The sequence below is a fragment of the Algoriphagus marincola DSM 16067 genome (assembly GCF_000429405.1).
Taxonomy (GTDB): domain Bacteria; phylum Bacteroidota; class Bacteroidia; order Cytophagales; family Cyclobacteriaceae; genus Algoriphagus; species Algoriphagus marincola.
Genome location: NZ_KE386897.1, coordinates 98,149 through 109,537, shown reverse-complemented (window position 1 = coordinate 109,537; position 11,389 = coordinate 98,149). Strand labels below are relative to the sequence as shown.

Sequence of the window (11,389 nt, the reverse complement as noted above, 5' to 3'; positions counted from 1 at the left end):
TTATGCAAACTCGGCTCAAATTACTGGCTGTTTTTTTAACCATTTTACTCCCATCAAAGATGGCACTTTCTCAAGTCAATTACGATGAAAGCAAGGTTCCACCTCTTCACCTTCCTTCCATTTTCATCAGCGAAAAAGGAAAAGTCATCAATTCAAAAGAGGAATGGGAAAGTATTCGAAAACCGGAAATTTTCAGGCTTTTTGAATCTGAAGTTTATGGTCAAATACCAAAAGACTTCGATCAAGTCAGCTTTGAAGTGAATGAAAGATTGGATCATGAATTCAATTCCATTGCCAAGCTTGAAGAGGTAGATATCAAAATCCAGCTTGGTGATCGCTCCCATAGCATGCGGCTAAATCTCTTGCTACCCAAGAAATCCAATGGCCCCTATCCCATTATTTTGCTGATCAACCATCGAGACCCAGAAGAGGATGGATCTTTGGCAGAGGAAGGATATTGGCCGGTAGCTGAATTGATCGAAAGGGGTTTTGCCACAGCCTCTTTTCATGCAGAAACGGTGGCACCGGATGACACGATTCGATACATGAATGGTATTTTGAATAACCTTTATCCAGAGCAAAAAGAACAAAGTGATGGACTGAAAGCTTTGGGAGCTTGGGGATGGGGAGCAATGAGAGCCATGGATTACTTCGAGCAGCATCAGGTTATCGATTCAAAAAAATCCATTCTGGTGGGGCACTCCAGATCAGGAAAAGCAGCTCTTTGGGCTTCTGCCAATGACCCTCGATGGGCGATTACCTACTCCAATGAATCCGGCTGCGGAGGAGCGGCTTTGTCAAAAAGGAAATTTGGAGAAACCGTGGAAATCATCAATAATCGATTCACCCATTGGTTTGCAGAGAATTTCCGGAAGTACAATGGTGCTGAAGAATCGCTTCCACTCGACCAGCACATGTTGCCAGCACTGATCGCTCCGAGGGCCGTTTACTACGCTAGTGCAAAAGCCGATGAATGGGCCGATCCAAAAGGCGAGTATCTTGCGTTGCAGATCGGTAGTGAAGTCTTTTCTCAGATTTATGCAAAGGAGAGTCCTTTTAAAACAACCTGGGAAGAACTGAACGGCCCGGTTTCCTCCAACACTTTGGGCTACCATATTCGTGAGGGCGAACATAATTTGACCTGGGAAGACTGGGAGATTTTCCTGGCATTCGCCAAAAAATCTCTAGGAATCTAAATCAACCGTTTTCCCCAACACCTATTCAAAACTTTCCATCTCAAGCCCCTTGTACTATGGCCATATTGATTCAATTGATTGGAATGCTCTTTCAAATCACCAGTTCCGATTCTGAAAAAATAAACCCCAAAATCATCAGCCAGGAGTTTATCTATGAAAATGCACCCTTTCCTTCCTGCCATGCCTCAACCTTGATCGAAACGGAGGATGGTATTTTAGCGTCTTGGTTTGGGGGCACCTATGAGCGTCACCCGGATGTCAGTATTTATACCTCTTTGAGAGATCAAAAAGGATGGTCCACACCTACTTTGGTGGCCGATGGAATTGAAAACGAGGTATTTAGAAATCCAACCTGGAATCCTGTTCTCTTTCAAAAACCGGATGGTGAAGTTTTACTCTTTTATAAAGAAGGGCCAAATCCTCGCGAATGGTGGGGACTCTATAAAAAGTCAAACGATGGAGGGAAGTCCTGGTCCAAAGCTATTCAAACTCCTCCTGGATTTTTGGGCCCTGTGAAAAATAAGAGCGTGACTCTTTCAAATGGAAATTTAATGCATCCATCCAGTTTTGAGACCAATGGAATCTGGACTACTCACCTGGAATTCACTGATGCCAATCTTGAAAACTGGTACAAGATTGAAGTTCCCGGTCCTTTTCAGGCCATACAGCCCACGGTGCTTTTTCATGGAGATCAAAAGCTTCAAATCCTTACCCGAACACAGGAAGGTGTGATTGCCACAGCTTGGTCTGAAGACAATGGGAAAACCTGGACGGAACTCAGTTCAAGTGGTTTGGTACACAATGGTTCGGGTATCGATGCCATAACCTTAGAAAACGGGTATCATTTATTGCTTTGCAACCCCATTCCGAAAGGTAGAAATAAACTCAGCCTTTTGGGATCAGCTGATGGCCTCAATTGGGAGGAGATTTTGGTTTTGGAAGATGAAAAGTCTGGAGAGTTTAGCTATCCGGCCATCATTCAAGCCAAAGACGGAAGCATCCATTTGACCTATACCTATCAGCGAGAAAAAATCAAATACGTACACCTCAGCCTATGAACCAAAAACTCACTTTTACTGGGATAATTCCCCCCTTGGTGACTCCACTTTTGCCGGATTTTACCTTGGATAGCTTTTCGCTGGAAAAAATACTAAACCATGTAATCGATGCAGGAGTACATGGTGTCTTCATTTTAGGAACAACCGGAGAATCACCCTCTTTGCAGCAAAAGATCAAGATTCAGATGATCCGAGAAACCTGTAAACTCGTGAATCACAGAATTCCTGTTTTGGTGGGGATTACTGACTGCTCTATGGGAAATAGCTTGGAGCTAGCAGAAATGGCCAAAAACTATGGTGCAGATGCCTTGGTGGCTGCCCCTCCTTTTTATATGAATATCAGTCAGGAAGATCTGGAAAAGTATTACAGGGACCTGGCCAATCGCACAGAGTTACCGCTTTTGCTTTACAATATTCCCTCTCATGCTAAGACCAATTTGAATATTGAGACGGTAATCAGACTGTCTACGCACCCTAATATCCTTGGAATCAAAGACAGTACGGACAGCAAAGAATATCTGACTCAATTAAGTGAGGCATTCAGAACAGACCCTGACTTCATCCTACTGATGGGACCGGAAGAGCGATTGCTTGATGCACTTCAGTATGGCTTTTCAGGTGGAGTGAGTGGTGGTGCCAATGCCTTTCCTGAAGTCTATGTTAAATGCTATGAAAGCTTCATCCAAGGCAAGGTAGAAGAAGCCCAGGAATACCAAAACCTCATATGGGAAATCAGCCAAGAGCTTTACCACCATGTATCCCATCCCTCCTCCTATCTCAAAGGACTGAAAGAATGCATGAAACTTTCGCACTTGTCCGGTGGAATTTTATCCCCTCCCCAAAGGAGCTTCACAGAAGAGGAAAGGCAGACCTTCCACAAGAAGTTTGAAAGAATCAAGTCCAAAATCCACAAATTTCTGGAGGAATAATGGCTGAGCTGCCGATTTGGGACACCCTGATTTTTATTCTTTACCTATTGCTGATTTTAGGTTTTGGCGTTTCTTTTTCATTTCGAAAGCGTACCGCTAAAGACTTTACCACCGGAGGTGGAAGGCTACCTGCCTGGGCAATTGGCATGTCAATTTTTGCAACCTTCGTGAGTAGTATCAGCTTTTTAGCTTTACCCGGCAATGCTTATCTAAGCAATTGGAATGGCTTTGTTTTTAGTCTTTCCATTCCCATAGCAGCCTGGATATCAGTTCGATATTTTGTTCCTCACTATAGGAGTATTTCAAGTGATTCGGCATATTTCTATTTGGAGGAGCGCTTTGGACCGTGGGCGAGGATTTATGCATCCACTTGCTATTTGCTCACCCAGCTCGCCCGCATGGGAGCTATTCTTTACCTGCTTGCCTTACCAATGCACTTCCTGTTTGGATGGAGTATCGCCTGGGTGATCGCTATGACTGGACTGATCGTAGTCATTTATGCCATGCTGGGAGGGATTGAAGCGGTGATATGGACCGATGCAATCCAAGGCTTGATTTTAATTGGAGGAGCAATTATTTGTCTCGGAATAATTTTCTGGAAAATTCCAGGAGGTGCTTCCAAGCTCTTTGAAGTAGCAGATGCCAATGAAAAATTCAGTCTAGGAAGCTTTGAATGGGATTTTGGAAGCTCTACATTTTGGATGATCTTGGTTTATGGCCTATTTATCAACCTTCAAAATTTCGGGATCGATCAAAGCTACGTCCAGCGATACATTTCTGCCAAAAGCGATCAAGATGCCAAGCGATCCACCTGGCTCGGAAGTCTGCTTTATATTCCAGTTTCTGCTCTTTTCTTTTTGATTGGAACCGCTCTCTTTGGATTCTATCAGACTCAGCCTTATTTATTACCTGAGGGCATTCAGGCGGATAGCGTCTTTCCCCACTTCATTGTATCGGAGTTGCCTATTGGCTTAACGGGATTATTGATTGCCTCCATTTTCGCTGCCGGTATGAGTACGCTTTCCACCAGTATCAATAGCTCAGCAACGGTAATTCTCTCCGATCATGTCAAAAAATACCTAAATCCCAATCTACCCGCCAAGTCCGACCTCAACGTACTCCGGATTTCTTCCCTGGCTATGGGACTTTTGGCAATTCTTGTGGGCTTGGCCTTCAATGGGGTCAGCAGTGCCTTGGATGCATGGTGGGCCTTGGCTTCAATTTTTAGCGGAGGAATTCTCGGATTGTTTTTGCTAGGCATTATTGTCCGAAGGACCAGAAGCAATCAAGCAGCAATCGCTGTTTTGACAGGAGTTATTGTCATCTCATGGATGAGTTTGCCTGCTATTCTAAGCTTAGCGGGTAGGACAAGCCCTTGGGGTCAGCCCCTTCATTCTAATATGACTATTGTGATGGGAACCTTAACGATTTTTGTGGTTGGATTTGTTTTGAGTTCGATTTTTGGAAGAGTAAATAAGAGCTAGAAAAATGACACCTTTTTATCAATTCACATTTTTTAATACCCTCCTATTCTGACAATTTCCTACTTTAAATTTTCAAAAATCGAAGGCTAATCACACTTATGCTTGAAATCTCTCAATTCAAAAAAGACTATTCAACGGGCTTTAAGCTTCAAATTGAAGACTTGAAACTAGGTGTGGGAATTCATTTGATCAAAGGCGAAAATGGCTCTGGAAAATCCACACTGCTCAAAGCCATCGCTGGAATTCATGATTTCGAAGGAGATATTATTTGGGATGGTGTCTCCATAAAAAGTAGTCCTATACCTTACAGGAAAAAGATTAACTACTCAGATGCTGAACCTCATTTTCCAAATTTTCTCAGCTTAGATGAGCTAATCCGATTCACTCTTAAAACTAAGGGAGGCTCAAAAACCCAAGTGGAGTCTCTCAAAAGAGAATTCCGAATCGGAGATTTTTCCAAAAACCCTATTTCCTCCTATTCTAGTGGAATGCTAAAAAAAGCCGGATTAATTCTAGCCTTTCTGGGTGATCCAGGTTTGATTATTTTGGATGAACCCTTTACAACCATTGATTTGGAGGCACAAGATCATTTACGGAATTTGATTTTGAGTGCCCGGAAATCAGGAGTAACTTTTTTGATTACCGGGCATCTGGTCAATTTCGAATCACTTCTTGAATATGATTCCATTCTGAAAATTTTTGATGGCAAAATCACCTTGGGCTAATGCGGGAGATTTATATAAAATCATTTGTTGCTCCATTTTACAAAGCCTTTATGGGGTTTTTTGTGCTAGTGCTCCTGATAGTTGGCGTCTTTATGGAATACAAACAGCATATCCTAGTGGCCGATCGATTACTCCAAAGTGATTTTGGATATATCGTTTTATTACTCGCATTTGTGACCTATTCTTTTTTTCAAATTCGCTTCCTACTTCGACTTCTAAACGATCCAAAGTATCGAATTTTTCAAAATTTAGCCTTCCTATCAAAAAAGGATTTCTTGAGGTTCTATTTCATTCAGTGGGTATCAAACAACCTTATGATCTGGATTTATGGATTGTTTTTAACCTTTATAAGCTTGGGTTTGGACGCTTCCCTCAAAGTCCTTGTGCTTTGGATCACGCTCTTCCTGATTTTCGCGATAGGCCTTGTACTTCTATACCAAAAAGTTCAAAAACCTATTCCTGAACACATCATTGCTCAATCCAAATTATTCCCCATTGTCCCCTACCCATTTTGGTTTGTGACGCATCTGAAAGCGGATAGACCTTTGCTCCTTCTCGCGATCAAAGCCCTTTCTGTTTTGCTTTTGAATGGCTTTCTAGTTTCATTCTCTTCGGGTAGCTACGATTTGCGTTGGCTCCAGTTTGGACTTCTTTGTTCAGCCTATATTCATATCCCGATTTGGATCGATAAGGTAGATTTTGATCAAGATCAACTCGCCTATTTTAGAAACTTCCCGAGATCACTATTCACCAAAACTCGTGATCACCTGATCAACGCAGCGCTACTTCTCTTTCCGGAAGTACTTATTTTACTTATCAAATTTGGATGGCTAGGATTGAGCCTAGATTTGGTAACAATATGTGGATTTTGGCTGGTATTGAATCTTGCACTCTTTGGCCTGATCCAGTGGAGAAGTTTTCAAATGGGCTGGGTAAGGATGGCTTTGATAGCATTTTTCGCAATTTTCCTACTGACGATTTATAGTATTCCAGTTATAGTAATTATTGTTTTTGTAACCATCTTCTTTTTGGGAAGGATTCGCTCCCCTCAATGTCTTTGACTTGGTATTACATCTCACTAGCAACAAAATCTCTTGATGAATCGCGGCTTTTACACCAAAAGCCTTTTTCTAGGAATAGAATTCACTATTTTAGAATTGATAATTACCGAAAACCATGAAATCGAGTATTTCGTCAGCCCAACAATGCATCCCAAATCGATGATAATCGGATTCAAAATTGCTTGTAAGCAACGATTTTCGAGGTTCCATTTGACCATTAAAAAACAACAATAATCCAATGAAAAAACCCAAAAAACTATCTTCAGAACAGACTCGACGGGATTTCATCAAAAATGCCGCCATCGCTTCTTCTTTTTTCATTGTACCAAGAAATGTATTGGGAGGGGTGGGCTTTACAGCTCCTTCTGACCAGTTGAATTTGGCTGCGATAGGCGCAGGTGGAAAAGGTGCAAGTGATATTGAATTGGCATCCGTAGGTGGAAGAGAGCGGGTGGTAGCGCTCTGTGATGTAGATTTCGCTGGATCTGCCAAGCGTTCTGTAGACAATTTCCCCAGTGCAAAACTCTATGCAGACTACCGGGAGATGCTGGACAAGGAAAAGGACATTGATGCGGTGACGATATCCACCCCTGACCATGTACACGGCCCTGCTGCCAAGTATGCCATGGAGCGCGGAAAGCATGTCTACGTCCAAAAGCCCATGACCCACAACATCCGGGAGGCCAGAATGCTTACCGAAATGGCAAGATCTCAAAAGGTGGTTACCCAAATGGGTAATCAGGGTGGGTCCAATCCGCTTTTGAAACTCGTTCAACAATGGGTAGACGAAGATAGAATCGGTGCAATAAGCAAGGTTCAGGTTTGGACCAATCGTCCTGTATGGCCTCAGGGTGGAGCTTTTCCAAAGGCAGAGCCAGGAGCAAAGCCTGATGCTTTAGAATGGGACCTTTGGCTAGGACCAGCACCGGAAATTCCTTTCACCCCAAATCTTCATCCATTCAACTGGAGAGGCTGGTGGGATTATGGAACCGGCGCACTGGGCGACGTAGGATGTCACTTGATCGATATTCCGTTCCGAACTTTGGGACTTCACTATCCAAAAGATGCCGAATGTAGCGTAGGATCCGTTTTCAGTCAGATGTGGACACCTGATTACCATCCGGAGGGTTGCCCAGCTTCCTCCTTTATAACCTTACATTTTGACGCTACTGCCAAAAGCAAATCACCCATCGAAATGGCCTGGATGGATGGAGGTATCAGACCGGCACACCCTGACATCATTCCGGCCAACGATGACATCGGAGGTGCTAATTCTGCCAACGGAGTGCTTATCATAGGAGAAAAGGGAATCATCTCTACCAATATCAACGATTCGTCTCCACTTATGCCCAAGCTTTATCTCAATGACGGCACGAAAGAGGAAGGACCTCAGTCTGAGGAAGGATTCGAAAGAGAATATGGCCATCAGAGACTTTGGGTAGAGGCTTGTAAGGCTGGTTTCAACTCACCGGAGCATCAAGGTTTGACATCTTCCTTTGACTATGCCGGCCCAATGACAGAGACCGTTTTGATGGGTAATTTGGCAATAAGAAGCTATATGCTCAGAAGAGAAAACGCTCAGGGTCGCCAAGAATTCTTCGCCCGCAAAAAGCTACTTTGGGATGGAGAAAACATGCGAATCACCAATCTTGAGGAAGCCAATCAGTTTGTCGGTAGACAATATCGCAAGGGATTTGAGGTGTAAACTCTGACTTAAAGTAATTGCATAAACCGTGGGCCAAAAACTCACGGTTTTTTTGTTGTCATTTTCTCAATTGCGTGCAAAATAAAAATTACTAGGTTTTATTTTTTGTCTAAAGTTTTACTTCCGCTTTCCCCAAAAAAATCAGACCACTCATGGTTGGTGTTACTGTGTTTTCTCAGATTAATAAAATTACTAAAGAATTACTTTCAAAAAACTGGAATAGTCAGAGGAGATCACAAGCATCCTCCCAATAATTAGTGAGTGCGGTGGGTCGACGCAGCAGCGGGGGGCGCGTCGGCAATGCGGGCGGAAGCATTGCTGCGTCTTGACCTTTTGGTTCTTTTGGGTCAAGCCAAAAGAACTAATAAAAAAAAGATGATGAATTCGACACGATTAAAATAATCATTAAAAACACAGGGAAATGCTCCGATATATCGGAGTTAATCGTCACCCCGAAGGCTTTCGGGACCATCTGACCTCTAAAAAACAAATTATAATCAGATGAAAATGAGGGGGAGTGTTGCCATCCAACAACAATGGATTTTTAATATTTTCCCATTTTCGGACAATTTTGATCGAATAAAAAGAGCTTGAGAACCTCAATTCTTCCATTAGGCCTAAAAAATGGATATTTTTTCTGGCAAGACTTTGGTCAAAAAGTTTGTAGGTATTTAGAATTAAGGCATGCTTAGACATTACATCAAGACCAGCATTCGAGGAATCAAATTCCATCCATTTTATTCCATCGTAAGCATTTTTGGATTGAGTGTTGGCTTGGCTTCTTGCCTATTAATCTTCAGTTTTTGGTCCTACGAAAAAAGCTACGATAAATTTCACAGCCACTCAGATCAAATCTATCGAGTCTCTGAATTGAAGAGTCTGGAAAATGAGGTCATTAGTGCTTCTGCAAGCACCTATTCTCGCGTGGGCGAAAAAATACGAAATGATTTTGCTGGAGCAGAGGCTGTCCTTCGAATACATCCTCTGGCACAAAACACCAGTATTCAGTTTGAAGAAACGATCTTCCAGCAAGATGGAATCCTTGGAGTAGAAAACGGTTTTTTTGACTTTTTTGACTTTGAGTTTATAGCTGGATCCGCCAGTAATTGGAAGAACACCCCACAATCCGTGATTTTGACGGAGTCACTTGCTCTCAAACTATTCGGAAAAACAGATCCCGTGGGCAAACCTATCATTATCAACGGAGCTTATGGGGCCTATGGAGCGGATGGCTACGAAGAATTCAAAAACTATACCGTCGCAGGGATAATCCAAGACATTCCCGGAAATACCCATTTGGAGTTTTCGGCCTTGATTTCTCTTAACCTTTACAACAATCCAGATCAGGAATTTTCCAATTGGGGCAACAGTCTCTACACCTATGTCAAACTGCCAAAAAATGGGAATCAGGCGGATTTAGACGAAGCCTTGGGCCAAATTGCTACAGAAACCTTTCCCGATTCAGGGCTTCAGTTTTATTCCCTTGGCTTAGAGGACATTCACCTTAAATCCAGTCTGCTCAATGAGTTCAAAAGCAATGGAAGCGAGCAGGCCTTGTACCTGTTGGCCGCCTTGGCAGTTTTAATTTTGGTGATCGCAGGTTGCAATTATGTCAACTTTGCTACGGCAAGAGCCATTCAGCGGCACAAGGAAATCGGATTGAGGAAGATATTTTGGGCCCGGAAGTACCAACTCTTCGAACAGCTTTTTACAGAGGCAATATTCGTAAATTTAATCGCAACAGTGTTGGCTTTTTTGTTAATCGCCTTAGTCAACCCATTCCTTTTTTCACTTACAAATATCGACCTACTCCATGAGATGATTTTCAATCTTGGAATCGGCTACCAATTGGCAATCATTGCTGCCGCCGTCCTCTTTTCTGGTCTTTACCCGGCCTGGTTAGTTTCCAAAAGCTCCTATCAATCCCTTTCCTCCAAGTCACAGAGTCAATTAAAAATCCAGCGCCCCATCGTTGTTTTCCAATTTGCGATATCAATTTTCGTCATCGGATTCACCCTTTTGATCTCAGCCCAACTACGTTTTATGCAGGAAAGCAATGCTGGTTTGGAGCTGGAAAAAACACTGGTCCTGAATGGACCAAGTGTAGAAAATTCAGAATTTGATTTAGGACAGCGACTTGGGAGCTTTCAAAGTTCGCTAAAGACTGACAGCCGAATCAAAGGTGTAAGTGCTGCAAATTTCATTCCCGGCAAGTTGATTTCGGGTAATGCCGAGGGATATGTAAGGAGACTTTCCGTCCCTGAAGAAGAGGCCAACAACTATTCATTCACACAAATAGATGAGGATTTTATCCCCGAATTTAAATTAGAAATCCTGGCTGGAAGAGGCTTTAATAACGCTTCCAGTGGGCAAGAAACCGTCATCATCAATGAGGAAGCTTCCAAACTTTTAGGATTCGAATCCCCAGAGGATGCCATCGGCCAACGGATTCATTACAGGAGAAACAGTACCCCAGAGATCATCGGCGTTATCAAGAATTTTCACCAGTTTTCACTTCGTGAAGCATATCAACCCATCATTTTTGAGAAGGGAAAGCAGCCGGACTCTTACCTCTATCTAAAATTCAACTCTTCTTCGGAAACAGCGCTATTAAGCGACTTGAAAGCCTCTTGGGAGCAAGCCTTTCCCGGCAACCCCTTTAATTATTTTTACTTGGATGAGTTTTACAATCAGCAATACCAGCAAGATCAGAATTTCTTCCAAGTGTTCCAGATTTTCTCAGGGTTGGCAATTCTAGTCGCCTCTTTGGGCTTTTTCGGGCTTACTTTCTTTTTGGCTACTACTAAAGTAAAGGAGATAGGAATTAGAAAAACACTCGGTGCAGAGTTTAAAGACGTGGTAGCAATTTTAGGAAAGGGAACGGTTCCTTCTTTGCTAATTGCAGGATTGATTAGTATTCCATGTATTTATTTTTTGGGAAATAGCTGGCTTCAAGATTATGCTTTCCGAATAGCTATTGGCTGGTGGGTTCTACTTTTGCCACTGATCCTATTTGGTCTATTGACACTTTTCATCATTCAGATTCAAGCTCTGAGAAGTTATCGCGCTAACCCCATCGATGCCTTACAGGAGGGCGGAAATGGAACCCTTTCAAGGTAGAGATCAAAACTTGAAGGTTTTTGGAAAGGCTTTAATGGGTTTCGGGGAATCCTTTGGCCATTTTTCAACAGATTTACTATTGATTTTTTTACTTTAGTCATCTAAAGATCA

8 protein-coding genes are annotated in these 11,389 nt (G+C 42.6%); all 8 read left to right on the top strand.

What is annotated here, in order from left to right; all coding sequences use genetic code 11:
- The first annotated feature begins 2 nt into the window (after window positions 1–2).
- The 8 genes from G457_RS0115530 (at window position 3) to G457_RS0115485 (ending at window position 11,278) form a co-directional block, all read left to right on the top strand.
- On the top strand, window positions 3–1,196 hold the full coding sequence (locus tag G457_RS0115530; protein ID WP_026947277.1) for an alpha/beta hydrolase family protein: 1,194 nt from the start codon (window positions 3–5) through the stop codon (window positions 1,194–1,196).
- Window positions 1,197–1,252: 56 nt separating this feature from the next.
- Window positions 1,253–2,254, top strand: coding sequence for a sialidase family protein (locus G457_RS0115525; RefSeq protein ID WP_026947276.1), 1,002 nt, complete (start codon window positions 1,253–1,255; stop codon window positions 2,252–2,254).
- Window positions 2,251–3,183: a dihydrodipicolinate synthase family protein gene (locus G457_RS0115520; RefSeq protein ID WP_026947275.1), complete on the top strand. Its 933-nt coding sequence runs from the start codon at window positions 2,251–2,253 to the stop codon at window positions 3,181–3,183. The genes G457_RS0115525 and G457_RS0115520 overlap by 4 nt, the downstream gene beginning before the upstream one ends.
- Window positions 3,183–4,667, top strand: a complete 1,485-nt coding sequence (locus G457_RS0115515) for a sodium:solute symporter (RefSeq protein ID WP_081701465.1) — start codon at window positions 3,183–3,185, stop codon at window positions 4,665–4,667. The genes G457_RS0115520 and G457_RS0115515 overlap by 1 nt, the downstream gene beginning before the upstream one ends.
- 98 nt (window positions 4,668–4,765) lie before the next feature.
- On the top strand, window positions 4,766–5,392 hold the full coding sequence (locus G457_RS0115510) for an ABC transporter ATP-binding protein (protein WP_026947273.1): 627 nt from the start codon (window positions 4,766–4,768) through the stop codon (window positions 5,390–5,392).
- Window positions 5,393–5,706: 314 nt separating this feature from the next.
- Window positions 5,707–6,453, top strand: a complete 747-nt coding sequence (locus G457_RS0115505) for a hypothetical protein (protein WP_208325309.1) — start codon at window positions 5,707–5,709, stop codon at window positions 6,451–6,453.
- A 238-nt stretch (window positions 6,454–6,691) separates the two neighbouring features.
- Window positions 6,692–8,158: a Gfo/Idh/MocA family protein gene (locus G457_RS0115495; protein ID WP_026947271.1), complete on the top strand. Its 1,467-nt coding sequence runs from the start codon at window positions 6,692–6,694 to the stop codon at window positions 8,156–8,158.
- Window positions 8,159–8,842: 684 nt separating this feature from the next.
- On the top strand, window positions 8,843–11,278 hold the full coding sequence (locus G457_RS0115485; protein ID WP_026947269.1) for an ABC transporter permease: 2,436 nt from the start codon (window positions 8,843–8,845) through the stop codon (window positions 11,276–11,278).
- The last annotated feature ends 111 nt before the right edge of the window (window positions 11,279–11,389 follow it).

Bases quoted from the DNA above. Each gene is read 5' to 3' on its own strand.
- G457_RS0115530 (WP_026947277.1), top strand. From the start codon at position 3: ATGCAAACTCGGCTCAAATTACTGGCTGTTTTTTTAACCATTTTACTC.
- G457_RS0115525 (WP_026947276.1), top strand. From the start codon at position 1,253: ATGGCCATATTGATTCAATTGATTGGAATGCTCTTTCAAATCACCAGT.
- G457_RS0115520 (WP_026947275.1), top strand. From the start codon at position 2,251: ATGAACCAAAAACTCACTTTTACTGGGATAATTCCCCCCTTGGTGACT.
- G457_RS0115515 (WP_081701465.1), top strand. From the start codon at position 3,183: ATGGCTGAGCTGCCGATTTGGGACACCCTGATTTTTATTCTTTACCTA.
- G457_RS0115510 (WP_026947273.1), top strand. From the start codon at position 4,766: ATGCTTGAAATCTCTCAATTCAAAAAAGACTATTCAACGGGCTTTAAG.
- G457_RS0115505 (WP_208325309.1), top strand. From the start codon at position 5,707: ATGATCTGGATTTATGGATTGTTTTTAACCTTTATAAGCTTGGGTTTG.
- G457_RS0115495 (WP_026947271.1), top strand. From the start codon at position 6,692: ATGAAAAAACCCAAAAAACTATCTTCAGAACAGACTCGACGGGATTTC.
- G457_RS0115485 (WP_026947269.1), top strand. From the start codon at position 8,843: ATGCTTAGACATTACATCAAGACCAGCATTCGAGGAATCAAATTCCAT.